The following is a 24,395-nucleotide window of genomic DNA, read 5'->3' as shown; positions in this document are numbered from 1 at the left end:
CACCTCCTGCTGGAGGCTATGCGGGAGATGCTTGCCCTTATACCTGAGTGCGCAGCAGCTCCTCCACCGCCAGCATGACCCCGGCTTTGCCGCTCTCATAGGTCAGGCCGCCCTGGAGATAAGCAGTGTAGGGCTCCCGCATGGGTGCATCGCAGGACAGCTCGATGGATGCTCCCTGGATGAAGGCTCCGGCTGCCATGATAACCTGACAATCATAGCCCGGCATATCCCAGGGCTCCGGCGTCACATAGGAATCCACTGGCGCGCCAAACTGGATCCCCTTGCAGAACTTCTTCAGGGGTTCGGGAGCGCCGAAATGGAGCATCTGAATGATATCGTGGCGGACCGCATCAGAGGCGGGGTCTACCCGATAGCCCAGCAGTTCCATCATGCGGGCGGCAAAGACCGCCGTTTTCACTGCCTGGGCAGTTGTATGGGGGGCAAGGAAAAGGCCTTGATAGAGGCTGCGATTGGCGCCAAAGGTGGAGCCGCACTCCTTTCCGATGCCGGGTGTGGTGAGCCGCATGGCGGCTCCTTCCACCAGGTCCCGCCGCCCGGCAATGTATCCCCCGGTGGGGGCCAGACCGCCGCCGGGGTTTTTGATCAGAGAACCCACCACCAGATCAGCCCCCACCTGAGTGGGCTCAATGGTCTCCACAAATTCCCCGTAGCAGTTATCTACCAGTACCGCCGCATGGGGGTTATTGTCCTTCACCACTTGAGCTAAAGAGCCAATCTCTTCCACGGACAAGGAGTTTCGGGTGGCATAGCCACGGGAGCGCTGGATGAGCACCGCCTTCACCCGGGGATCTTTTACCGCCTCCGCCAGTCCTGCCGGGTCGGGAGCGTTGTCAACCAAATCCACTTGCCTGTACTCAATTCCGTAGTTTTTCAGAGACCCAGGCCCCTTGTCAACCACACCAATCACGCCCAGCATGGTGTCATAGGGAGACCCCACTGCGGAGATCAGCACATCTCCCGGCTTCAACGCCCCGAACAGGGCGCAGGAGATGGCGTGGGTGCCGTTTACAAACTGTACCCGCACCAGGGCATCCTCGGTATGAAACAGTTCGGCAAAGATCAGATCCAGGGTATCCCGGCCCAGGTCATCGTAGCCGTATCCGGTGGTACCGGCAAAATGGGCTTCGGACACCCGATGCTTCTGAAAGGCCGCCAAAACTTTGGCGGTATTCTCCTCCGCAATGGCGTCAATGCGGTCAAATTGGGGGCGAATGTCAGCCTGGGCCTGAGCCGCCAAGGTTTTGACCTTATCACTTATCTGTAAAGACATATTCCTTTAACCTTCTTGATATTTCTATGTTTCTTCAGTCAAACCTAGCCTGAGCAAAGGCCGCTGACAGGTTGGCGCAGGCCTTGATGTCATCCAGGTCGGCCATCTCCTGCGGGGTGTGGACATACCGGGTGGGAATGGAAATGCCGCCGGTGTACACGCCCGCCCGGGTCTGGTGAATGGCTCCGGCATCGGTACCACCCGCCTTTAAAATATCCTTTTGGGCTGCAATTCCCTGCTCCTTGGCCAAAGTGTCCAGCTTGGCCACCACAGCGGGATGGCAAATCACAGAGCTGTCCATCACCTTGATCGCGGCTCCCTTCCCCGCCATGCTGGAGCATTCGTGAGGGGCGTCCGGGATGTCGTCGGAGTCTGTAACGTCCACAGCGATACCATAATCCGGGTCCACACCATACGCAGCGGTCCGTGCGCCCCGGATACCCACCTCCTCCTGAACGGTAAAGACGAAGTAGAGATCGTTTTCCGTGGCCTTCAGCTGCTCCATCGCCATCAGCAGCACCACACAGGCAATGCGGTCGTCCAGATAGGGAGAAATGATCCGGGAGCCGCTCACAAAGGCTGCGGTGTCATAGACAGCGGTATCCCCCACCTGCACCATAGCCTTGGCCTCCGCCTCGTCCCGGGCGCCAACATCCAGATACAGGTCGTCCAGCTTCATCTCCTTGGGATCGGTCTTACCCGGACAGGCTACCACGCCCCGCACACCGTTTTTGAAGCGAATGGGAGTGCCCAACACCTCATGTGCGGACAGGCCACCGATACGGCCAAAGCGCAGAAAGCCCTTTTCGTCGATGTGGGTAACAATAAAACCGATGGAGTCCATATGGGCGGCAAACATGATCCGCTTTCCCCCTCCACGCTTGTGGCAGATCAGATTGCCCAGAGTGTCGGTGGTGATCTCATCCACAAAGGGGGCGGCCAGCTTTTCAATGGCCTGGGCCACCTGCTGCTCGTCACCCGAGGGCCCATGACAGGCGTTCAGCGCCTGCAGTGTCTTTAAAATATCCATGTTTAAACCTCCTTGGCCACATCGTGGATCAGCGCCCTGGCCAGAGCCAGCACCGCATCCAGATCGCTGATGCAGGCCACACTGGCAGGGGTGTGAACGTAGCGCACCGGCACAGAGAGCACCGCTGTACGGACGCCAGCCTTGGTGCGCTGGATGGCGGAGGCGTCGTTGGAGCCAGACACGAATTGCTTGAGCTGCCAGGGAATCCTGTTTTCCTCAGCCAGCGCCCGAAGGCGCTCAAACAGTCCCCGGTCCGTAATAGAGCCCCGATCCATAAAGGTGAGTACCGCACCCTTGCCCAGGGCGCACACCTGCTGATGGGGCTCGGTATCCGGCAGATCGGCGGCGGTGGTTCCCTCCACCACCAGGGCCAGTTCCGGGATCACTGAGAAGGCCGCGCCGAAAGCTCCACGGGTACCCACCTCTTCCTGAGCGGTAAAGACAAAGGTACAGTCCATGGGCAGCTCTTCCTTCAGCAGCGTAAGCAGCACCGCGCAGCCCAGCCGGTCATCCAGAGCCTTGCCTTTCAGCAGGCCGTCACCAAAGAGTTCAGGCTGCGTGGTAAAAACCGCCACATCTCCCAGAGAAACCAGCTTTTCAGCCTCCTCCCTGTTTTTGGCCCCGATATCAATATAATAGTCATCCAGCTTGGGGACCTTTTTCTCCTCCCCCCGACTCACCAGATGGTAGGCCTTCAGACCGATAACGCCGGGCAGACGGGCGGCGCCGATCAGCACCGGCTTACCCAGGAGCACCCGGCGGTCAATCGTGCCCACGGTATCAAATTTCAGGTAGCCCTCATCCGTAATGTAGCGGACCATCAGTCCTACCTCATCCATATGGGCACACAGCAGCAGCTTGTTTTCTGCTGCTTTTTTACCCTTTTTCAATACGATCAGATTGCCCAAAGCATCGGTACGGATATCCTGGGCGTAGGGCGCGGCCTCTGCACACAAAAAGTCCCGCACCTCGTCTTCCCAGCTGGATACGCCGTTGAGGGCGCTCAGCTGCATGACCAGGTCTTTCACAGCGGCCACTCCTTTCCCAGATCTTCGGTAAACGCGGCCAACAGCCGGGCAGTTTGCTCCAAGTCGCTGAGGGACAGCGTTTCGATGGGGGTATGCATATACTTCAGCGGCAGGGAAAGCACAGAAGTGGCTACCCCCTCCCGACTGATCTGCATCTCCCAGCCGTTGGTGCCGGTGTGGCCCGACATAACCTCCTGCTGGTAAGGTATGTTCCTGTCCTGCGCTTTCTCCAGCATGCGTTTGGTCATCCAGCGGGTCATATTGGGCCCCACTCCAATGGCTGGTCCCCCGCCCAGTGTAAAGGTCTTGTCTGCGGGACCGTCAGGGGTGCGGCCGTGGGTTACATCCACCGCCACACAGCAGTCTGGCTGTATGGACCAGGTGCCTACAGTGGCCCCCACCCCGGAGACCTCCTCCCGGGTGGAGCCCATCACGTACACATCCACATCCAGCTTGCGGTTCGCCAGCAGCTCCATCGTCCGCAGCAGCACCACAAAGCAGGAGCGGTCATCCAGGGCCTTGCCGCACATCTGTTCCGTGCCCAAGGAAAAGCAGCTGCCCCGGTATACGACCGGTGTACCAACCGGGATTTTGGCCTCAGTCTGTTCCTGGGACATGCCCACATCAATGCGCAGGTCGGACAGCGGAATGGACTTGCTTTCCTCTTCTCCATCGTGAAGATGAGGGGGCTGACAAGTTACCACGCCGGGCAGGGGTGGCTGGGTAAGGACCCATACCTCCCGGCCGGGCAGCATACGGGGATCTACCCCGCCAATGGAGCGGAAACGCAGAAACCCATCCGCCACACCGGTCACCAGAAGGCCGATCTCATCTAGATGGGCGTCCAGCAGCAGCTTTTTCGCCCCAGGGCGGCCACAGCGGCGGACGCCGATCAGGTTTCCCATCCGATCCACCTGCAGCTCGTCCACCAGAGGCTCCAGCAGACGGGAGGCAACCTGAACCGCAGGGGCTTCAAAGCCGGAGGGAGCTGTGCAGCCGCACAGCTCCTCCAGAACTGTTTTGATATCCAACAGAATATTCACGCTCCTTTTGATGTTACGATAAGACGTAGATAATCTTTTTAAAGGCGGCGCCCCGCTCCATAAAGTTCTTGAATTTGTCGAAAGAGGCGCAGGCGGGAGAGAGAATTACCACGTCTCCAGACTTAGCAGCGCGATGAGCCGCCAGCACCGCCTCCTCAAAGTCGTCAATCACAGTGATGGGGAGCTGTGCCGGGCTATAGCCAGGCGTCTGTTCCACTGCAGAACGGATCTTGGCAGCGGTATCTCCAGTAAGGAATAATTCCTTTACATGTTCCGTAATTTCAGGGCCAAGCACGTCAAAGGGGATGTGCTTATCGTAGCCGCCGGCGATGAGAATAACCTTTTGCCGGAAGGAGCGCAGGCCCGCGATGGTGCGGGAGGGGCTGGAGGCGATGGAATCGTTATAGTACTTTACGCCATTCAGCGTACGCACCAGCTCAATACGGTGCTCCACTCCGGCGAATTTTGCTGCAAACTCCCGGATGACCTGGTCGGGGATCAAGCCGTCCAAAGCAGCGATGGCGGCCATATAGTTCTCCACATTGTGGTCGCCGGGCAACAGGATATCAGACACCGGTAATACAGGCCGCTCATGCATGGCGTTGCGCACCCAGATGACCCCGTCCTTGAGAAATACTCCTTTTTCCAGCTCCTGACGGCGGCTGAAGAGCGTCACATGTCCCGGAGCCTCCGGGGCAAAGCCGCGGGTAATCTCGTTATCCTGGTTCAGTACCAACAGACCATCCGGGTTCTGATAGAGGAAGATGTTCCGCTTGGCGTCCACATACTCCTCCATAGATTTGTGTACATCCAGATGGTTGGAAGCCAGATTGGTGACCACAGCAATATCCGGACTTTGCCGCATGGTCATCAGTTGGAAGGAGGACAGCTCCAGCACTGCCACATCACCCGGCTCCATGCCGTCTACGTCCGGCAGCAGAGGTTTACCGATATTCCCGCCCACATACACAGTCTGGCCCGCGGCTTTCAGCAGTTCGGCAATGATGGTGGTGGTGGTGGTTTTCCCATCGCTGCCCGTCACTGCAATGGTTTTGCAGGGACAGACCTGGAAAAATACCTCCATCTCAGAGGTGAGGATCGCGCCGCGCTGGAGCGCCTCCACCAACTCAGGCAGGTCGGGCCGCATACCGGGTGTGCGGAAGATCACCTCAAAGTCCAGATCCTTCAGATAGTCCGGCCCCAGCTTGAGTTGAGCGCCAAGGCTCTCCAGCTCTTCCGCCAGCCCCGCAAAGGACTCCTTTGGCTTTTTGTCACAGGCGGTTACCTTTACCCCTGCCCGCAGCAGCATCTTGACCAGCGGAGTGTTGGACACCCCGATTCCGATGACAGCCACCCGCTTGCCCTTCAGGCCCGCCAAATATTCCTGTATGGTGGAACGCTTCATAACAGTTCCTCCCTTTTCATAGTTTAACCAATTTATTATATCCTACCTGGAGTGAAAATTCAATCAGAAGCGGCTTTTGATTTGACAATTGGATGGGAATACGGTAAAATACCCTACGCAAGCAAGCTGGACAGCCGCGCGGCCGGGGCGAAAGGCCCGGCTGTGAGGAAAGTCCGGGCTCCACAGGGCAAGGATAACGGGTAACACCCGCCGGGGGCGACCCCAGGAAAAGTGCAACAGAAATAGTCTGCCGGTCTTTGGCCGGTCAAGGTGGAAAGGCGAGGTAAGAGCTCACCCGATGGCGTGCCAAGCGTCCATCGCTGTAAACTCTATCCGGAGCAACGCCGTGGAGGGACATAAGGCTGGCCCGGCCGTCCCGAGGAGGCGGCTTGAGCGTACCGGCGACGGTACGTCGAGATAGATGGCTGTCTTAAATGACAGAACCCGGCTTACAGGCTTACTTGCGATATGGCGGCCCGGAGCACAGCGCTCCGGGCCGCATTTTTCTCTTTTTTCGGATGTTTTCTTGACGCTTTCCCTAGAAAGATACTGCCCCTGCTTATGCAGGGGCAGTATCTTTTAGTCGTCCTCACGGCGGATGATCAGTTTTTTCTGGATCTCCCGCAGGTGGGCACGGGCGGCTTTACGGGCAGCAACAGCCTGCTGAAGCCCCTGCTCCAAATCGGACCGTACATCTTCCCTGGTATTCCGGGCCATATCCTTTAGGGCCTGCTTGGCCTGTTTGGCAGCCTGCTTATACACCTTTCGTGCCTCACGCAGCTGCTGGGTCAAGCGGTTGGGACGGGCCTGCAGGTTGGGGTATGCCTGATGAATACGGCGAATGAGCAGATTCCGGTCATGGAGCAACGCATGAATCTGCCGGCTGATCTCCTCTGTATTGTCCCCAACCTGGCTGTCGATCTCCCGGCGAACCACGCCCATCAGGAAGTGGGCGGTGATATAGTCCGCGGCCAAAAGGGCAAGCACGCCCCATGCAGCCAGTTTCAGAAGGCGCGGATCCCAGCTGTCCATCCATCGAAAAAATACAGGGTCGATAACATGGACAATCACCACACAGGCAGCTCCAAAGAGCAGCAGATTACCGATCCAGATGCGGCCGTGCAGGTTCATTGGCTTCTGACTATAATCCCACCATCTGGCATGGAACCTTTTCTCCATGTACCAGGAGGTAAAGTATTCCAACGCTCCACAGAGCACCATACCCGCCAAAAATGTCTCCCCCAATGTTCCCCTTCGGACGGCCAGGCCGCCCACCACCAGAGTGACTGTCACCACACCCCAGCCATAGATGGGGCAATAGGGACCGATGAGAAACCCCCGGTTGATGAAGCGGTGAAATTGAATGTACTTCAAGGTGACTTCCATCACCCAGCCCAGGCAGGAAAACAGAAAAAACTCCGGTACAAGCATCCATAACAGCGACAGATCCATAAGTACCCCCTTCTGAATCAAACGGAAAAAGCGGGAAAGCACGGAGCTTTCCCGCTTTTCGATTGCAGTTACTCAAACTCAGTCTTGATCCCAGTTGTGCCAGACGTTCTGTACGTCGTCGTTGTCCTCCAGCAGGTCAATGAGCTTTTCCATATTCTTGATATCTTCCTCATTTTCCAGCTTGACATAGTTCTGGGGGACCATCTCCACAGCGGCCTGAACAAAGGTGTAGCCCTTTTCCTCCATAGCGGCCAGCACAGTGCCGAAGGAGTCGGGATCGGTGTATACCTCAAACACCTCATCCTCCACCTGCATATCGTCGGCACCACAGTCCAGCGCATCCATCATAACGGTGTCCTCGTCCAGGTCCTCCTTCTCAATGACGATAACGCCCTTGCGGTCAAAGGACCAGGACACACAGCCGGTGGCACCCAGCCCCTTGCCGTACTTGTCCAGCAGATGGCGCACCTCGGGAGCGGTACGGTTGCGGTTGTCGGTGAGGGCGTCCACAATAACAGCTACACCGGAGGGACCATAGCCCTCATACACCACGTTCTCGTAGGCGTCGGCGTTGCCGGAACCCAACGCCTTGTCAATGGTGCGCTTGATGTTGTCGTTGGGCATGTTGGCCGCCTTGGCTTTGGCGATAACGGTGGCCAGGCGGGAGTTATTGTTGGGGTCGCCACTGCCGCCGGTCTTGACGGCCACGATCATCTCGCGGGCGATCTTGGTAAAAATCTGGGAGCGCTTGGCATCGGCCGCGCCCTTGGTCTTCTGGATATTATGCCACTTGGAATGTCCTGACATTGGTACTCGTTCCCTTCCTCGTCGAAAATCAGCGCATCTAGTTTATCACGTTTACTTCCGCTTGGCAACCCCTCACAGATAGGAAAAGGCCTCTTTGTGCTGCTGTGTGGTCAGAACTTCCACTTTGGGGAACCCGGACGCCAGCCATTTTGCCAGCACCGGCACCACCACCTGCTCGGTGGGATAGTGGCCGGCGTCGATCAGGTTGACCCCCAGGGCCTTGGCATCCAGAAAGCCGTTATACTTCACATCTGCGGTGACAAAGGTATCACAACCCATAGCCAGAGCGTCCTGCAGCATATCGGCACAAGCGCCGCCGCCCACCGCCACCCGGCGCACCGGACGGCGGGCGTCCACATAGCGTACGCCGTTTGCCCCCAGGGCCTCCTTTACAAAGGCGGCGAAAGCAGGGGCATACATAGGGACACCGGCGGTATTGCCCACCCGTCCGATGCCGTATGGCCGGCCAGAGGCGTCTACCCCATCCTGCTTGAGCTGCTCGATTTGGGTGAGTCCCAGCTTTTGGGCCAGAGCATCGTTGACGCCTCCGTGGACCGCATCCAGGTTGGTGTGGGCGCAGATGGCGGCGACCTGATGCTCCGCCAGAGACAGCAGGATCCGTCCGGTGGGGTCGCCGTCCGTGATGGATTTGGCCGGGAAGAAAATGACCGGGTGGTGTGAGACGATGAGCTGACAGCCCAGTCCGGCCGCCTCCACCGCCACCTCCTCGGTGATATCCAAGCTTACCAGCAGCTTGTCCACCTGCCGGTCTCCCCTGCCCACCAAAAATCCGGCGTTATCAAAGTCCATCTGCAGCGAAAACGGAGCCAGTCCGTCCAGGTACTGATAGATCTCTCTTACTGTTGCCATGTTGACCACTCCTCACTTAGCCGAAGGAGGTCCTGATAAACCGCCTTCATTTCTGTCAGACGGACCTGATCCGAGCTCCGGCTGGAGCGGTTCAGTCCATCCAGCGCCCGCCGGACCTGTGCGGCCAGCCGGTCCAGATACGCGCCTCTCAGGGGGGCATCCATATCCCGGTGCTGCCGTCCGGCCCACTGTTCCCCGGGCGTCAGCGGTTCCATTGCTCCGGCATATACCTGGAAGGCAACGTAAATGGTCTCCCCTTCCTTGCTCAGCAGCTCCTGCTTGATGGTATACCCATGGCACTGTAGCCAGCGGCGCAGCTCCGGCTGGGCGCTCATGGGCTGGAGCAGGATCGTCTTACCTCCCATCTGAAGCCAGGGCGCCGCCGACAAAATCTCCGCAATAGTTTCCCCGCCCATACCGGCAATGGCCACAGCGTCCGTCTCATCCGGAGAAACGCCGGCCAGACCATTGCACAGCCGGAAATCCATAACATCGGTCAACCCATATCTCTCCGCTGTGGCTCTTGCCCGCTCCAGCGGGCCTTTCCGCAGATCGGTGGCAATGGCTCCGGGGATAATGCCCCGCAGAATAAGCCAGGCGGGAAGATAGGCGTGATCCGTCCCCACATCGGCTAGACGGGCCCCTTCGGGCACCAGGCCTGCCACTGAATGTAGTCTTGGGGAAAGTTCCAATGTCCGCATTGGTAGCACCTCCTGATAAAAAAGGAGCGGTTGTACCGCTCCTTTTTTATGGCGTTTTACTGGGCGGAGCCCACACTGGCGTTGATCTTGGCCAGCAGTTCGTCCACATCCACACCGTGAACCATGCAGGCCTCCTCCACAGTCTCACCGCGGGAAGAGGGGCAGCCCAGGCAGTGCATGCCGATAGACAGGAAGATGGGAGCGGTCTCAGGGGCAATATCCAGGATGTCGCCGATGATAGTATCTTTGGTAATCTGAGCCATGGGGTAATACCTCCAAATTTCTAGGATATCAGTAGTATATCCTATTTTCTTCCGTTTGGCAAGCGATTTTGCAATTTCCGTAAACAAAAAGGGCGCCCGCAGAGGGCGCCCTTCTCTTGCGTAGCTTAGTGCTGCTCGCCGCGCATGCGGGCGAAGCAGTCGCTGCAGTACACAGGACGGTCGGACTTGGGCTCAAAGGGAACCTTCGCCTCACCGCCGCAGGCAGCGCAGGTGGCGGTAAAGTACTCCCGGGGGCCGCGGGAAGCAGCCTTGCGAGCGTCGCGGCAGGCTTTGCAGCGCTGGGGCTCGTTCTGGAAGCCGCGCTCGGCGTAGAACTCCTGCTCACCGGCGGTGAACACGAACTCCTGGCCACATTCCTTACATACCAGAGTCTTGTCTTCGTACATGATGATACCCTCTCTTTGCTTCTTTGCCCAGGTCCTCCGGAAGATCCGATCGTGCTGGGTCAGTTGTAATATGCGATCAGCTTGCGCTGATATCGCCAGATACAGATCGCTGCGCCAGCTTGCGACGGATTCTCTGGACAGCGTTGTCCACCGATTTGGGGGACTTGTTTACCTCGACCGCAATCTCAGCATAGGACAGCCCCTTCAGATACAACCTGAGTATACTTGCTTCGAAACCAGACAGCTGGCCGTTAAGCGCATCCATGCGCTCTCGGAACGACTCTCTGCTCAGGAAAATCTCCTCCGGGTCCTCTGCTTGCTGGCCGGGCGCACCACAGGCAAAACGCTCACCGGCTCCGCTAAAAAGAGGGGTTTCGAATGAAACTGAGTTGTTCAGCGGTGTGTGCTTATCTCTTGCTGCTGCTTTGACGGCGGAAAACAGCCGATTTTTTACGCAAACCTCCGCATAGGTACGAAAAGACGCAGCCTTTTGCGGATCATACTCTCTGATTGCGCTGAGCAGGCCCACCATTCCCTCCTGGATCAAATCCTCGCTGTCCCCCCCGGCCAGAAAATACGGCCGGGCGCACATCCGCACCAAACGGTTGTAGCGCAAAACAAGGGACTCCTCCGCCATGCGGTCACCCGCCGCGGCCTGGGCGCACAGGATTTCATCACTGGGTTCCTGGTAAATCTGTTCTGGTGTCATGCTGTTTCTCCTTGCACATTATAAGCGTCGCGCTGCCATTTTGTCAAGCATTTACGAAAAATATTTCCAATTCCTCAGTAATTTTTTATCACATTTGCCAAGTGCTCTGCAATTTTCTGTGCATCCGTCTGGCTGCTGGCCTCTACCATGACCCGGATCAACGCTTCCGTGCCGGAGGGGCGGACCAAAACACGTCCGGAACCGGCCAGCATAGCCTCCTGTTCCGCCACCGCGTCCTGAATCGTCCGGGCCGCCATGATGGCCTCTTTTTTTGCCTTATCCGCCACAGGGACGTTAATCAACACCTGGGGATACCGCTTGCAGCCCTCTACCAGCTGAGACGCCTTTTTCCCGGAACGATGCAGCAGCGCCAGGAACTGCAGCGCGGTCAGCTGACCGTCCCCCGTGGTGGCATATTTGCGGAAAATGGTATGGCCGGACTGTTCCCCGCCCAAAACATAGCCGCTCTCCTCCATCTTCTCCAGCACGTTCCGGTCTCCCACGGCGGTACAGAACAGCTCCATGCCGTGTTCTCTGCAGAACACATGCAGGCCCAAATTGCTCATGACCGTGCCCACAATGGCGCTCCCAGGAAGTTTGCCCCGGTTCAGAAGGTCCAGCCCGCAGGCGGCGATCACCTGGTCGCCGTCAATCTCCTCCCCTGTCTCGTCCACCATCAGGCAGCGGTCGGCATCACCGTCAAAGGCAATGCCCAGATCATAGTTTCCCGCCGTTACCATAGCCTTCAGACTATCCAGATGGGTAGATCCGCATCCATTGTTAATATTCACTCCATCAGGGTCTGCATTGATGATATCAGCGTGAAGATCATCAAACTGATCAAACAGCCGTCCGGCGGTGGCGGAAGAGGCTCCATTGGCGCAGTCCACCAGGATATGCAGGCCAGCCAGATCGGAGTTAATGGTGGACACCAGATGATCAATGTAGTCCTGACTCTCCTTTTGATCGGCATACACCACTCTGCCGATCTCTCCGGCGGTTTTGCGCGGAACCTGCACGTTATTCAAGATGATATCTTCGATTTTCCCCTCCAGCTCATCGGACAGCTTGAAGCCCTGGCTGTTGAAGATTTTAATGCCGTTATGTTCAAAGGGGTTGTGAGAAGCGGAAATGACGATACCGGCGTCGCAGCCGCTGTCCACCGTCACCCAGGCCACGCCGGGGGTGGGGATCACGCCCAGATGAAGGACGTCCGCTCCAGCGGAGCACAGTCCGGCAATGAGCGCGCCCTCCAGCAGATCGGAGGAAATGCGGGTATCCTTACCAATGGCAAAACGGGGCTGCCCCCCTTCCTTCTCCTGTGCCATCACATAAGCGGCAGCCAGTCCAACCTGGAAGGCCAGTTCCGCATCCAGGCCAGCGTTTACCACACCGCGAATACCGTCGGTTCCAAACAGTTTACCCATAATTGATTACCTCTTTCTGCCCAAATCATCAAAATTATGTTTCAATGCCCGCTCCACAGGAAAAATACTCCCTATCAGCACTACCAGCTGAACTCCTTCCACCACGGCACACCAGATGCCGATTGTGTCGATTTCCTTGCCCAGAGACAGCAGCGTAGCACATATGCTCACCGGCAGCAGAACCAGCCCCAAACGGAACCAGAGTCTGCCGCAATACCGATGGGCAAAGTCCCAGGTCTGCTGGCTCTTCATGGAGCGTGCGGTGCGATAGCCGTAAACGCTGTTGATCCGTTCAGGCGGTTTTCTTTGAAAACGCCTGCCGAAACAGAGCATGACGGCAGGAAGCAGCAGGTTCATTACCAGGCAAAAAATCCAAAAGCTCATCAAGCCCTCCTAAGAAAAGGTAAGCTGCTCCATGCCGCTCCCGCCTGGAACCGGCAGGCCCAGATGCTCATAGGCGCGCCGGGTGACACACCGGCCCCGGGGCGTACGGGTGAGAAATCCCATCTGCATGAGATAGGGCTCATACACATCCTCCAGGGTGACCGCCTCCTCATTGATGGTGGCGGCCAGCGTCTCCAGGCCAACAGGACCGCCGCTGTAGTGGTGGATGATGCTGGAAAGCATCCGGCGGTCAATGGCGTCCAGGCCCAGATGGTCTACCTCCAGAGCGGTGAGAGCGGCATCCGCCACATCGCGGGTTATAACGCCTCCTGCTTTCACCTGGGCAAAATCCCGTACCCGACGAAGCATCCGGTTGGCAATACGAGGCGTCCCCCGGCTTCGCTTAGCAATCTCCATGGCACCATCCGCCTCAATGGGAACCCCCAGGATACCCGCCGATCGGGTGACGATGAGGGCCAGTTCCTCCGGCGTATACAGCTCCAGACGCAGGGTTACGCCGAAGCGGTCCCGCAGCGGCGCGGAAAGCTGCCCTGCCCGGGTGGTCGCGCCGATGAGGGTGAACTTGGGCAGATCCAACCGGATGGAGTTAGCGGACGGACCCTTGCCGATGATAATATCAATGGCAAAATCCTCCATGGCAGGATAAAGGATTTCCTCTACCTGCCGGTTCAGCCGGTGAATTTCGTCCACAAACAGGATATCGTTTTCCGCAAGGTTGGTCAGCAGCGCGGCCAAGTCTCCCGGTTTTTCAATGGCAGGGCCGGAGGTAATGCGGATATTGACCCCCATCTCATTGGCAATAATATTGCTCAGGGTGGTCTTGCCCAGTCCCGGAGGGCCGTGGAGCAGAACGTGGTCCAGAGGTTCATTGCGCATCTTGGCTGCCTGGATAAACACCTCCAGATTCCCTTTCGCCTTTTGCTGACCGATATATTCATTTAATGTCTTGGGCCGCAGAGAACCCTCGTTCTCATCGTCCCTGGTCAGGGAGGTGGTTACCAGAGGCTCCTCAGTCTCAAATCCATCCTCAGAAAACGCGATACTCAAAGTCTCACTTCCTTTTCCGGAACCGGTTTCCGGTATTTGCGTAGATCACCGCCCAAACACATATGACCAGAATCAGGACAATTCCACCCCATATGAACTCCGTGCGATCCAGAACAGTGGCAAACATGATCACGGCATAACAGCCGGCCAGAATAAACATCAGCTTACCCATAAACCGGCAGAGCGCTTTTTCGTCATACTTTTTCTTTTCCTCCGGGCCGGCGGTATTGTAGCCCGCGATGAGGAAACTCCCCTTCCTTTTGGAAAATACAATTCCTAAAATGACAAGCAGAGCGATGAAAGCCAACTGTATGACAAATGCAATGATCTTGTCCATAGTCGCTTTCCCTCTACTATTTCACCATTTTTTTGAGGGCCTGCTTGATGATTTCCTCCAGGCTTAGGGCTTCCAAATCGATACCCTTGAGGGCCATACCGATCTCGGTCTGGGAGTAGCCCAACACCGCCAGGGCTGCGGCAGCTTCAGAGGACTTGTTTTCCGGAATGACGGTGACAGCGGTGCCGCCGTAAGCCTCTCCGCCGGGCGTGATCTGACCTTTGGCCAGCTTATCCTTCAATTCCAGAATGATCCGCTGGGCAATTTTCTTTCCGATGCCCTGGGCGACGGTGAGCGCTTTCTCATCTCCAGTGATGATGCTCATAGCCAGTGACTCCGGCGTGGCGGCGGACAGAATAGACAGAGCGGCTTTGGGACCCACACCGGACACCGAGATCAGCAGCTGAAAACAGTTCAGCTCGTTCTCGGAGACAAAGCCATAGAGCTCCATAGCGTCCTCCCGGACATTCAGATAGGTAAACAGCTTGGCGCTCTCCCCTTTTTTCAGCCTGGAAAGGGTATTGTTGGTGGTACGGCAGGCATAGCCCACACCATTACAGTCGATAACCGCCAAATATGGCGCAGTGTGGGCCACTACTCCTTTTACATAATAAAACATACCGCAAACTCCTAATCATGATGTACTGCGTAACGCCCGCTGCCCGGCCGGGCAGCGTCAGGGCTTTGAAGCCGAGAGGTAAAGGATCTGGCGTGGCAGAGGGCAATCGCCACAGCGTCGGCGGCGTCGTCCGGCCTGGGGACAGCCTTTAAATTCAATAGCCGACGGGTCATATCCATGACCTGCCTCTTTTCCGCCTTTCCGTATCCAACCACCGCCTGCTTAACCTGGCTGGGTGAGTATTCATAGATTGGAACCCCGTGCTGCTCTGCGGACAGGAGAAGCACGCCTCTGGCCTGGGCCACACCGATTCCGGTGGTGATGTTGTTATTAAAAAACAGCTCCTCGATGGCCATAACGTCCGGCTTAAACTGACTCAGGAGAAGCCCCATGTCGTCGGAAATCTGTTTCAGGCGGGCGGGCAGAGGCTCCCCTGCCGGCGTGGTGATGGCGCCGCACTGTACCAGACGCTGTCTGCTGCCGGCGGTTTCCACCAGTCCAAACCCCACGATGGCAAAGCCAGGATCAATCCCCAGAATCAGCATCGGTTTTGCTCCTTTCCTGCATCCATACAGAGTTTATTTTACCACGGGGTTTACCCCTTGCGCAAGACGAAAAAGAGAGCCGGCCCAGATGGGGCCGGCTCTCTTTTCATGCTCTGGGATGGGCTTTTTGGTAAACATCCTTCAATTTTTGATTAACCAGCTGCGCATAAATCTGGGTGGAGGAAATATCGGCATGTCCAAGCATCTCCTGAATGGAGTGGAGGTCCGCGCCGTTTTCCAGCAGATGGGCGGCAAAGGAGTGGCGGAGGGTATGTGGGGTAATGTCCTTCTGGATACCCGCCGTCTCCTGATAGTGCTTGATGATCTTCCAAAAGCCCTGACGACTCATGCGCTCCCCGTTCATGTTGACGAACAGGGCCCTTTCATCCACGTGCTCAATCACCTGCGGACGCACGTGCTCCAGATAGTCCTGCAGCGCCCTGACCGCTGCGGGGTAGAGCGGGATGATCCGCTCCTTTCCCCGGCTGGAGCAGCGGATAAAGCTTGCGGACAGATTGACGTTATCCAGGTTCAGGCCGATCAGCTCCGAAACCCGGATGCCCGTAGCATACAGCAGTTCCAGCATAGCCCGGTCTCTGCACCCCTTGGCGTCAGAAGCGTCCGGCTGCTCCAAAAACAGCTCTACCTCTTTTGCGGTGAGAATGTGGGGCAGCTTTCGCTCCACCTTGGCGGGAGCGGGACCCTTGGCGGGATTGACCAGAACTCTTCCCGTTCCAAGCAGATATGTATAAAAGGATTTCAGAGATGCCAGAGAACGGGTCACTGTGGCCGCAGATTTCCCCTTGCTGGTCAGCACCTTGATATAGCGCTCCACATCGCTCTGAGCCGCCTGTTCCGGGGTGAGCCCTTCCTCAGACAGCCAGGCAAGGTATTGCCGGATGTCCCGCAAATAGGAGCTGAGCGTATTGGGAGAGGCTTTCTTGCGCTCTGCCAAATACCTTTCATATTCTGTCAGATACTCCATCCATCCAACACCTTCTTACTTTTCTCTATCCACCCAAAATCGCACCAGCTGCACCGGATACCAGCACAGGTACAGCAAAGCGCTCCAAAAAAAGACACACACACAAGGCGACGGCGCAGCCGCCGCAGCGCAGGAAATAGGCCCTTCCATATGGAGAAGGCTCCTTCCCCTCGCCCAAAAAACGGCTGGCCAATCTGCGGGAAGCCGCCAGACTCTGAACGCCCAGCACAAACAGGGCGGATACCGAAATACCGCCACCGATTCCAAAGACTAAAAAAGCCATCAGACATCCGGCACTTCCAAATATCTGCACAAAGGCCGCAATGGAAAAGGCCAGTAAAAAACCGCGAACCGCAAACAGCAACGGAAGCCCCAACACGCCCAGTGCTGTAAATCCCAGCAGTAACGCGGCAGCAGGCCACCGGAGCAGGTCCCAAAGCTGAACCGCCAGACCCGGGACGCACATTTCACCGCTCTGAGCAGAGACTAAAAACACTTCCAAATAATTTCTCAGGCTCTCCTGCCCCGCTCCTCCCACAAATGTGGACATCAGAGAACCTGCCAGGCCGCCCACCAAAAAGCTGACCGATATCACTGCCAGAGCAGGCAGAATACGCTCCTCCGGCATGTTCCAGGCGCCACCTACCGCTCTGCGCATCCGATATCACCTCAAGGCATTTTATGCCTGAGCAGACGGCACCAGAACCGGAAAACGCACCCAATTTTATATTACTATATCCCACCAACTGGATTTGTGCAAGAAGTCTCAAGGAAAAATATTATTTTTGTCTATTATGACAACGAATTATGTATACTTATTTATGTAAACTTTATATAGAAGCAAGGGCGGCACCCCGTTAGAGGTGCCGCCCTTGCTTCTATATTTTGTGTTTTTAGGTGATTACAGGTCTATATATACCGATCCATTTGCGCAAACGATTACGAAATGTATAATTACATCTTGTATAGGTCACTCCGCCATACCAGCAGCCAGGGCGCGCAGCGCAATGGCACATTCCAGCCGCTTGCGTTCCAGCTCACACCCCACTTTATGAGGATGCTTTATGTCGCCGTTGACAAGCAGGTTGGAGGCCGAGCATCCGCCAGAGCAGTAAAATCTTGCCCAACAGTGGGAGCACTCTTCCCTGGTGTAAATATTCAGGGCGGCAAATTGGCTGGAGAGCTCCTTGGCAAAGGTGCCATCATATACACTGCCCAGCTTGTAGTCCTCGTTGCCCACAAATTGATGGCAGGGGTAAATATCCCCATCCGGCGTGACAGCCACATACTCGCAGCCCGCGCCGCAGCCGCGCAGCCGCTTGATCACACAAGGCCCCTGGGCTAGATCCACATTAAAGTGGAAGAAATTTGTCTCCCGGTGATCCTTCAAATATTCCGCCAGCCGCTCATACTCTGCCTTGAGTTCCGGAAGATCGGCCTCCTGAAGAGCGTAGGGATCATCCTCCTTCCCTACCACAGGTTCCACAGAAACATGCTTTCCGATGGCCGCCAGGGCCTTTACATCCTCAGCAAAATCCTTATGGAAGCGGGTGAAGGTGCCCCGCAAATAATAATCTTTGGTGCCTCTGCCCTCAATGAGTTTTTTGAACTTGGGCACGATCACATCGTAAGAACCCTTGCCGTTGACAGTGGGACGCAGATCGTCGTTGACTTCTTTTCTCCCATCCAGAGAGAGCACCGCATTGGACATCTCCCGATTGATGTACGCGATATTCTCATCATCGAGCAATACGCCATTGGTGGTAATGGTAAAGCGGAAACATTTATTGTGCTCCTTCTCGATGGAGCGGGCGTACTCCACGGTGGCCTTTACGGTATCCATCGCCATCAGTGGCTCTCCGCCGAAGAAGTCCACTTCGATATTGCGGCGATTCCCCGATTTGGCAATGACAAAATCAATGGCTTTTTTGGCGGTCTCCACATCCATGGTCATGCGTTTGCCGGTGCCGAAGTCGCCGGTAGAGGCAAAGCAATATTTGCACCGCAGGTTGCAGTCATGGGACACGTGGAGGCAGAGCGCCTTTACCAGAGCCTGCTGCTGCATGGAGGCAGCCTTTTCCCGGTCTATATAATCATCCTCTTCAAACAGAAGCCCCTGCTCCCGCAGCTCACCCAGCTCAGCCCAGGCCTCCTTCAGCGCGGCGGGGTCGTGCTGAGGCAGCCGCGCCAACAGCTCCTCCGGCATGGGACCGGACAGAAGCTTGCCGCTCTCATCCCGTTCCGCCAGTGCGGTGAGCAGGTCATACATCAGCCCGTCCAGCACATGAACAGCGCCGCTGTTTACATCCACGGCGATATTCACGCCGAGGCAACGAAAGGTATGTACCATATATTTGATTCCTTCCTCAGGGCATAGAAAAGGGTGGGCTGCACACCCACCCTTTCCCCTGTATGTTTACTGATTCTCGCACTTCTGATTCGCCACGGTGCAAGAGGTCTTACAGGCGGACTGGCAGGAGGTCTGGCACTCCCCGCAGCCGCCGTGGGCGGCGCTCTTCTTCAACGTCGCGCCGTTGAGCGTCTTAACATGCTTCATTTCGATTTCCCTCCTCTAACAAAGGTTGAAGGTATTATAGCATATGGACCAGGGGATTTCAACGTTTTCTGCGTTTTTTCCGGGATGGCCTTCCTTTTTCATGGCCCAGCAGTCCGGCGGCGGCGCCTCCGCACAGCCCACCGCACAGCAGACCGATCCCACCCGCTTCCAGTGCCATAGTCTCAAAGAAAAGTGCACCGATCGTGAGGAGCAACAGAAACAGGATCCCGCCCACCGTCAAACCGGTAAACAAGCCCCCTCCGCACTGTCCCACCGCAAACAAACCGCCTCCAAAGCCACCCAAGACGCACCCCACGATCGTGAGCTGATACCCCAGCCCCTCCCCTACCGCGCCGCTGGAGATGGCTACCGAGCAACCCAATAAAAACAGACAGCAGATCGCCAACGCAAGTATACCGCCCAGCAGAACACCCAATCCGCAGCGGATGAGGCGGGCGCTCTGGTCTTCCTCTTTTTTCCGCATAAAAACACCCTCCCTTACCATCGGTTCCTACTGAAACCTATGCAGGGAGGGCGTTCTTATGTCTTACTTTTTGTCCTTGCTGTCCTTCGTCTCACCGACGCCGTTCTCAGTGGTCTGAGTGCCCTTAGTGGAAACGGCCCACTTGGTAAACTCCATACGGACCCGGTCGGCGCTGGTTTCGATCACGATGGTATCTTCCTTCACCGCGCAGATAGTGCCTACGACGCCGCCGATGGTGGTGATCTGGTCCCCCACCGCCAGCTCAGAGCGCATCTGGGCCGCTGCTTTCTTTTTCTTGTTTTCGGGACGAATGAGCAGGAAATAGAAGATCGCGAGCATCGCCACGACCATAATAATCATGCTCACGCCACCGCCCGCAGCTCCGCTCTGCGTCAGCATCGCGCCTGCAACCTGTGTCAGCAAATTGATCCCCTCCGATAGTTACTTGATGTGGTATGTCATCAATGGGACATTATAAAACGAATCTCAGGATTTGACAAGCATTTTCCGCTAATTTTCCAAAACCTTATACCCGTCCCGCCAGCTTCTCGCTGTATTCCTCCCGAAAAGCGGCAAATACGCCACTGTCCAGCGCGTCCCGGATACGCTGCGCCAACTTATTATAAAAATACAAATTGTGGAGCACCGCCAGACGCATAGCCAGCATCTCCTCCGCCACAAACAGATGGCGCAGATAGGCCCGGGAGAAATTTCGGCATACCGAACAATCACAGTCGGGGTCAATGGGCCGCTCATCCAGTTTGTACTTTTCGTTGCGGATGTTCAGGGCGCCCGACCAGGTAAACAGCTTGGCATGGCGGGCATTGCGGGCTGGCATCACACAGTCGAAGAAGTCCACGCCGCGGGCCACCGCCTCGATAATATTGGAGGGGGTACCAACCCCCATCAGATATCTGGGCTTGTCCACGGGCATATGAGGCTCCACCGCGTCAATGATGTCGTACATCACCTGGGTGGGCTCCCCTACTGCCAGACCGCCGATGGCATAGCCCTCGCAGTCTATTTTGGAGATTTCCTTCATGTGCCAGACCCGCAGTTCCTCAAACGTGGCCCCCTGATTGATGCCGAAAAGCATCTGGCTTGAGTTGATTGTATCGGGCAGGGCATTCAGCCGGTCATGTTCCGCCTTGCACCGCTCCAGCCACCGCAATGTGCGCTCACAGGAAGCCTTGGCATACTCATAGGTAGCTGGATTTTCCACGCACTCATCAAACGCCATAGCAATGTCGCTGCCCAGGTTGGACTGGATCTGCATGGACTCCTCCGGCCCCATAAAAATGCGCCGACCGTCAATATGGGAGGCAAAGGTGACCCCCTCCTCCTTGATCTTCCGCAGTCCAGACAGGGAAAATACCTGAAAGCCGCCGGAATCGGTGAGGATAGGTCCATCCCACCTCATAAATTTGTGCAGTCCTCCCATTTGGCGAACAACCTGGTCGCCGGGGCGAAGATGGAGGTGGTAGGTATTGGACAGCTCCACCTGACACCCAATCTCCTTCAGGTCCAGAGCGGACACAGCCCCTTTGATGGCGCCCTGAGTTCCCACATTCATAAACACCGGCGTCTGCACCGTACCGTGCGCACAGGTAAACACGCCCCGCCGGGCCTTGCCTTCTGTCCGGATCACTTCAAACACAGTCAAGAAAACCCCTTTATCATAAATTGGTTCCATCATACCAGACCGCGGAACAAATAACAAGAGGGGACTCGCCGCAGCGAAGTCCCCTCCTGCTGTTTATGATACGCTGTCCATGGTCTGCTGCACGATGGATTCCATAATATCTCCGGTAAGCGCGCCAGGTACATACCCGTATACATTACCGTTGGAATCAATCATAAACGTGGTAGGAAAGGCGGAGATGGCATAGTAGTACAAGGTCTCCCCCGTCAGGTCCATCACCACCGGGAAGGTGTAACCGTTGTCCTCCAGGAACTGTTCCACTTCCTCCTGGGTTCCCTCGTTGGTATAAGGATTCTGCTCTGTTCTAGGACTGGCCACACCCAACACCACAAGATCTCCCCCATTTTCCCCATAGTCCTCGTAAAGCTTCTGAATGTCCGGCATCTCGCTTTTGCACGGCCCGCACCAGGTGGCCCAGAAATTGAGGAACACCGTTTTGCCCTTGTAATCAGAGAGGGTATGGGTATTGCCGTATTGATCGGTGAGGGTAAAGTCAGGGGCAGGCACCACAGGACGCTGGCTGGCCTGCGGCGAGGCCTCCGGCTCCGCGCTCTCCGCTGCCTCAGTTTGCTGGGGCGAAACGCTGCCAACTGCACTGGACAGATAACCGGTAATTCCGTTCATAAATCCCGTCAGCGTCATTACACCCATCAGAATCAGCAGCGCCGCTCCTATTTTGACCGTATAGCGCACCACTTTCTGATGCCGCTTGAAAAATCCCAGCACCGTGCCCGTAAACAACCCCACCGTCAAAAAGGGAATGACAAAGCCGGCGGTATAGACCCCGATGAGCAAAAAGCCCTTGGATGCGCTGGAGGCAGACGAGGCCATCAGCAGCACGCTGCTCAGGGTGGGACCCACACAGGGGGTCCAGGCAAAGCTGAAGGTAAATCCCAGAATCAGAGCCACCAGAGGATTCATGGCCCAGCGGTCCAGGCGGAATGGCAGCCTACGTTCCCGGCCCAGGGCGGCGGATTGGCCAAAAAATCCAAACTGATAGATACCGAAGAGGATCATAATGATTCCGCTGACCCGGGCAAACCAGGTCTGATAATCGGAAAAGAACCGACCTAAAGCGGTAAACCCAAATCCCAGCAGGAAAAAGGCAAAACTTATTCCAAGCACAAAAAACACCGTATTGAGCAGCACTTTTCCCTTTGGATAGCGGATGTTCCCGTTTTCATCCACCACGCCGGTTCCGCCCGCCAGATAACTGACATAGAGAGGTACCAGTGGCAGCACACAAGGAGAGAAAAAGCTCAGCACGCCCTGTATAAAGACGGTAATGGCCGGTACGCTGGTTTCAAGATCAAAGCCCATGGGTCATCTCCTTTCGGGCGGCGGCGTGCTCCAGCTGGGTTTCCAGGTCTGACAGCCGAAGCTGAGCCATCCTGTCCCGGCAGCGCTGGTCCAAGTCATCAAATAGCCCGTCCATGACCTCCGCCATGCCGGAGGCCACCATGCAGGGCAGGTCCGTTCCCCCGCTGTGCCAGGCCAGCTCCACAAACCGGACCTCCAACGCATCCGCAATCTCCTTCAGCGTGATTTCTCCAGCCTTGCGCAGCAGATGATAGCCACCTTCATTTCCAGTTTTGGTTGTTACCAATCCCGCTTTTTTCAGCTTGGACATCACACGCCGCACTCTGGCGGGATTGGTGCAAATGTTGGCTGCCAGCTCTTCGCTGGAAAGCATACAATTCCGTTTGTCCAAATAGATCAGGGCGTGCACCGCCACACAAAACACTCCGTTCATGTTAGGTGTTTCCCCTTTACATCTTGTTCAGCAGATATTCCTCCGCAAAATGCGCGGCGTTGGCACCGTCTGCCGCCGCCGTAACCACCTGGCGCACCGCCTTGGTCCGGGCGTCCCCCACTGCAAACACACCAGGGACGCTGGTGCGGCAGGTTTCGTCTGCCTCCAGGTATCCAGCAGGATCCAGTTTCACCTGACCGGCAAATACTCCGGTATCCGGCACCCGCCCGATGGCCACAAAGATGCCGTCGCAGGCCAGCTCCCGCTTTTCCCCGGTCTGCACATTCTCCAGCTCCACACCGGTCAGTCTGGTCTCTTTTTTCAGACCAGTCACCCGGCTGTTCCATATAATTTCCACGCCCTGCTCGTCAAGAGCCTTGCGATATACAGCGGAGGCCCGGAGCTGGTCCCGCCGGTGAACGAGATAGACTTTGGCACATAGCTTGGAGAGGTAAAGCGCGTCTTCCACCGCTGTATTGCCTCCGCCGTTTACCACAACTGTCTTGCCCCGGAACATCATGCCGTCGCAGGTGGCGCAGTAGGCCACCCCCTTGCCTCTCAGTTCCTGCTCTCCAGAAAGGCCCAGTTCCCTGGGATAGGCCCCGGTAGCCAGGATCACCGTCCTGCCGGCAAAATCCCCCTCGCTGCTGTGTACAAGTTTGGGATCCGTCTGCAGTTCTACGCCGGTTACCTCGCCATAAATGGTTTCCGCGCCATATTTGTGGGCCTGCCGCTCCATTTGCTGCCCCAATTCAAACCCGTCTACTCCATCCGGAAATCCGGGATAATTGTCAATCTGGCTGGTCGTAGCCATCTGGCCTCCGGCAGACAGCTTCTCCAGAACCACCGTAGACAGTCCGCTTCTGGCCGCATACAGTGCCGCCGCGTAACCACCCGGCCCACCGCCGACAATCAGCACATCATAGATTTTCACAGGAATCCCTCCTCCATCAGAGTCCGGCCCACTCCACGATCTGGGCCTTAGACCCGGGGTTGACAATGGGTTCACTGGCTTTTCCATCCCGGAACAGATACAAAGTTGGAATGATTTCTACCCCAAACCGGGCCTCCAGCTCAGGCTGCTCGTCAATGTCCACCTTTCCAACCACCAGTTGTCCATCATATTGCTCAGCCAGCTGATCCAGTACAGGAGCAATCCGGCGGCAGTATCCACACCAAGGCGCCCAGAAGTCAATCAGCACAGGCAGCTTGGACTGAAGGACCTCAGATTCAAAATTCTCTTTTGTAATCGTAATGGGAGTCATATAGAACATCCTTTCCATCTGTAACTTTTTTGGTTTCAATTTGTACTGTAACTATAACAGTTACAGTTTGCTTTGTCAATCCTTTTTTGCCCACGCACCATCCTATTATGCACGGCATAAATTGGTCATGTGGCATAGCCACAAGCCAAGCGGATAAAGGAGTATATCATGAATCACTATCATCCCACCGATTGGGAGTGGAACCGGAAGCAAGAGGGCGCAGCCTGCCGCTGTCCGCCAGGCTGCTGCCCGCCCCCCTGTCC

Annotated in this window: 29 protein-coding genes and 1 other RNA gene; 1 reads left to right on the top strand and 29 read right to left on the bottom strand. The window is 56.4% G+C overall.

What is annotated here, in order from left to right; translation table 11 throughout:
• Window positions 1-37: 37 nt before the first annotated feature.
• The 5 genes from B5F88_RS01990 to murD are packed head-to-tail and all read right to left on the bottom strand — an operon-like array spanning window position 38 to window position 5,797.
• Window positions 38-1,291, bottom strand: coding sequence for a methionine gamma-lyase family protein (locus tag B5F88_RS01990; RefSeq protein ID WP_087341317.1), 1,254 nt, complete (start codon window positions 1,289-1,291; stop codon window positions 38-40).
• A 34-nt stretch (window positions 1,292-1,325) separates the two neighbouring features.
• Complete coding sequence (locus B5F88_RS01985) at window positions 1,326-2,321, bottom strand: M42 family metallopeptidase (protein WP_087341316.1); 996 nt, start codon at window positions 2,319-2,321, stop codon at window positions 1,326-1,328.
• A gap of 2 nt (window positions 2,322-2,323) precedes the next feature.
• Complete coding sequence (locus B5F88_RS01980) at window positions 2,324-3,349, bottom strand: M42 family metallopeptidase (protein WP_087341315.1); 1,026 nt, start codon at window positions 3,347-3,349, stop codon at window positions 2,324-2,326.
• Window positions 3,346-4,380: a M42 family peptidase gene (locus tag B5F88_RS01975; protein ID WP_242959590.1), complete on the bottom strand. Its 1,035-nt coding sequence runs from the start codon at window positions 4,378-4,380 to the stop codon at window positions 3,346-3,348. The genes B5F88_RS01980 and B5F88_RS01975 overlap by 4 nt, the downstream gene beginning before the upstream one ends.
• A gap of 25 nt (window positions 4,381-4,405) precedes the next feature.
• Window positions 4,406-5,797, bottom strand: a complete 1,392-nt coding sequence (murD, locus tag B5F88_RS01970) for a UDP-N-acetylmuramoyl-L-alanine--D-glutamate ligase (RefSeq protein ID WP_087341314.1) — start codon at window positions 5,795-5,797, stop codon at window positions 4,406-4,408.
• 118 nt (window positions 5,798-5,915) lie between these two features.
• Here murD and rnpB point away from each other — a divergent pair.
• Window positions 5,916-6,265: RNase P RNA component class A (gene rnpB / locus B5F88_RS01965), an RNA gene on the top strand.
• Window positions 6,266-6,376: 111 nt separating this feature from the next.
• Here rnpB and B5F88_RS01960 read toward each other — a convergent pair.
• The 24 genes from B5F88_RS01960 to trxA form a co-directional block, all read right to left on the bottom strand.
• Entirely contained in the window at window positions 6,377-7,249 is an 873-nt protein-coding gene (locus tag B5F88_RS01960) for a putative ABC transporter permease (RefSeq protein ID WP_087341313.1), read from the bottom strand.
• Between the two features lie 78 nt (window positions 7,250-7,327).
• Window positions 7,328-8,056 (bottom strand): YebC/PmpR family DNA-binding transcriptional regulator, encoded by a 729-nt coding sequence (locus tag B5F88_RS01955; protein WP_087341312.1) that lies wholly within the window; start codon window positions 8,054-8,056, stop codon window positions 7,328-7,330.
• Between the two features lie 72 nt (window positions 8,057-8,128).
• Window positions 8,129-8,926 (bottom strand): Nif3-like dinuclear metal center hexameric protein, encoded by a 798-nt coding sequence (locus tag B5F88_RS01950; protein ID WP_087341311.1) that lies wholly within the window; start codon window positions 8,924-8,926, stop codon window positions 8,129-8,131.
• On the bottom strand, window positions 8,914-9,627 hold the full coding sequence (locus B5F88_RS01945; RefSeq protein WP_087341310.1) for a class I SAM-dependent methyltransferase: 714 nt from the start codon (window positions 9,625-9,627) through the stop codon (window positions 8,914-8,916). Before B5F88_RS01945 ends, B5F88_RS01950 begins: the two co-directional genes overlap by 13 nt.
• Window positions 9,628-9,683: 56 nt before the next feature.
• A complete protein-coding gene (locus B5F88_RS01940) occupies window positions 9,684-9,890 on the bottom strand; it encodes a DUF1858 domain-containing protein (RefSeq protein WP_087341309.1) in 207 nt (68 codons plus the stop codon).
• 125 nt (window positions 9,891-10,015) lie between these two features.
• Window positions 10,016-10,297: a zinc-ribbon domain containing protein gene (locus B5F88_RS01935; protein WP_087334122.1), complete on the bottom strand. Its 282-nt coding sequence runs from the start codon at window positions 10,295-10,297 to the stop codon at window positions 10,016-10,018.
• Window positions 10,298-10,373: 76 nt separating this feature from the next.
• Entirely contained in the window at window positions 10,374-11,006 is a 633-nt protein-coding gene (locus B5F88_RS01930; protein WP_087341308.1) for a sigma-70 family RNA polymerase sigma factor, read from the bottom strand.
• 74 nt (window positions 11,007-11,080) lie between these two features.
• Window positions 11,081-12,433, bottom strand: a complete 1,353-nt coding sequence (glmM, locus tag B5F88_RS01925) for a phosphoglucosamine mutase (protein WP_087341307.1) — start codon at window positions 12,431-12,433, stop codon at window positions 11,081-11,083.
• A 6-nt stretch (window positions 12,434-12,439) separates the two neighbouring features.
• Window positions 12,440-12,817: an SdpI family protein gene (locus B5F88_RS01920; RefSeq protein ID WP_087341306.1), complete on the bottom strand. Its 378-nt coding sequence runs from the start codon at window positions 12,815-12,817 to the stop codon at window positions 12,440-12,442.
• 9 nt (window positions 12,818-12,826) lie between these two features.
• Window positions 12,827-13,885: a Holliday junction branch migration DNA helicase RuvB gene (ruvB, locus tag B5F88_RS01915; RefSeq protein ID WP_087341305.1), complete on the bottom strand. Its 1,059-nt coding sequence runs from the start codon at window positions 13,883-13,885 to the stop codon at window positions 12,827-12,829.
• A gap of 4 nt (window positions 13,886-13,889) precedes the next feature.
• Entirely contained in the window at window positions 13,890-14,222 is a 333-nt protein-coding gene (locus B5F88_RS01910) for a DUF3784 domain-containing protein (protein ID WP_087341304.1), read from the bottom strand.
• Between the two features lie 16 nt (window positions 14,223-14,238).
• Window positions 14,239-14,841 (bottom strand): Holliday junction branch migration protein RuvA, encoded by a 603-nt coding sequence (gene ruvA, locus B5F88_RS01905; protein WP_087341303.1) that lies wholly within the window; start codon window positions 14,839-14,841, stop codon window positions 14,239-14,241.
• Window positions 14,842-14,852: 11 nt separating this feature from the next.
• A complete protein-coding gene (gene ruvC / locus B5F88_RS01900) occupies window positions 14,853-15,386 on the bottom strand; it encodes a crossover junction endodeoxyribonuclease RuvC (protein ID WP_087341302.1) in 534 nt (177 codons plus the stop codon).
• 106 nt (window positions 15,387-15,492) lie between these two features.
• The gene (xerD, locus tag B5F88_RS01895; RefSeq protein ID WP_087341301.1) at window positions 15,493-16,371 is read right to left on the bottom strand and encodes a site-specific tyrosine recombinase XerD; all 879 of its coding nucleotides are present in this window, start codon (window positions 16,369-16,371) and stop codon (window positions 15,493-15,495) included.
• A gap of 25 nt (window positions 16,372-16,396) precedes the next feature.
• Window positions 16,397-16,999: a hypothetical protein gene (locus B5F88_RS01890; RefSeq protein WP_242959589.1), complete on the bottom strand. Its 603-nt coding sequence runs from the start codon at window positions 16,997-16,999 to the stop codon at window positions 16,397-16,399.
• Between the two features lie 342 nt (window positions 17,000-17,341).
• Window positions 17,342-18,721, bottom strand: a complete 1,380-nt coding sequence (scfB, locus tag B5F88_RS01885) for a thioether cross-link-forming SCIFF peptide maturase (RefSeq protein WP_087341299.1) — start codon at window positions 18,719-18,721, stop codon at window positions 17,342-17,344.
• A gap of 66 nt (window positions 18,722-18,787) precedes the next feature.
• The gene (gene scfA / locus B5F88_RS01880) at window positions 18,788-18,928 is read right to left on the bottom strand and encodes a six-cysteine ranthipeptide SCIFF (RefSeq protein WP_007489363.1); all 141 of its coding nucleotides are present in this window, start codon (window positions 18,926-18,928) and stop codon (window positions 18,788-18,790) included.
• A gap of 58 nt (window positions 18,929-18,986) precedes the next feature.
• Window positions 18,987-19,412, bottom strand: coding sequence for a TIGR04086 family membrane protein (locus tag B5F88_RS01875; RefSeq protein ID WP_242959588.1), 426 nt, complete (start codon window positions 19,410-19,412; stop codon window positions 18,987-18,989).
• A 63-nt stretch (window positions 19,413-19,475) separates the two neighbouring features.
• Entirely contained in the window at window positions 19,476-19,772 is a 297-nt protein-coding gene (gene yajC, locus B5F88_RS01870; protein ID WP_087341366.1) for a preprotein translocase subunit YajC, read from the bottom strand.
• Between the two features lie 166 nt (window positions 19,773-19,938).
• The gene (gene tgt / locus B5F88_RS01865) at window positions 19,939-21,069 is read right to left on the bottom strand and encodes a tRNA guanosine(34) transglycosylase Tgt (RefSeq protein WP_087341297.1); all 1,131 of its coding nucleotides are present in this window, start codon (window positions 21,067-21,069) and stop codon (window positions 19,939-19,941) included.
• A gap of 99 nt (window positions 21,070-21,168) precedes the next feature.
• Complete coding sequence (locus B5F88_RS01860; RefSeq protein WP_087341296.1) at window positions 21,169-22,434, bottom strand: cytochrome c biogenesis protein CcdA; 1,266 nt, start codon at window positions 22,432-22,434, stop codon at window positions 21,169-21,171.
• The gene (locus B5F88_RS01855) at window positions 22,424-22,867 is read right to left on the bottom strand and encodes an Rrf2 family transcriptional regulator (RefSeq protein ID WP_087341295.1); all 444 of its coding nucleotides are present in this window, start codon (window positions 22,865-22,867) and stop codon (window positions 22,424-22,426) included. The genes B5F88_RS01860 and B5F88_RS01855 overlap by 11 nt, the downstream gene beginning before the upstream one ends.
• Before the next feature lie 16 nt (window positions 22,868-22,883).
• Window positions 22,884-23,807, bottom strand: a complete 924-nt coding sequence (trxB, locus tag B5F88_RS01850) for a thioredoxin-disulfide reductase (RefSeq protein WP_087341365.1) — start codon at window positions 23,805-23,807, stop codon at window positions 22,884-22,886.
• A gap of 10 nt (window positions 23,808-23,817) precedes the next feature.
• Window positions 23,818-24,132: a thioredoxin gene (gene trxA, locus B5F88_RS01845; protein WP_087341294.1), complete on the bottom strand. Its 315-nt coding sequence runs from the start codon at window positions 24,130-24,132 to the stop codon at window positions 23,818-23,820.
• Window positions 24,133-24,395: the final 263 nt, after the last annotated feature.

Origin of the sequence: Flavonifractor sp. An306, from assembly GCF_002159455.1 — a bacterium.
GTDB lineage: Bacteria > Bacillota > Clostridia > Oscillospirales > Oscillospiraceae > Flavonifractor.
Note: the sequence above shows the minus strand (reverse complement) of the source record. Positions and strands in the feature narration are given on the sequence as shown.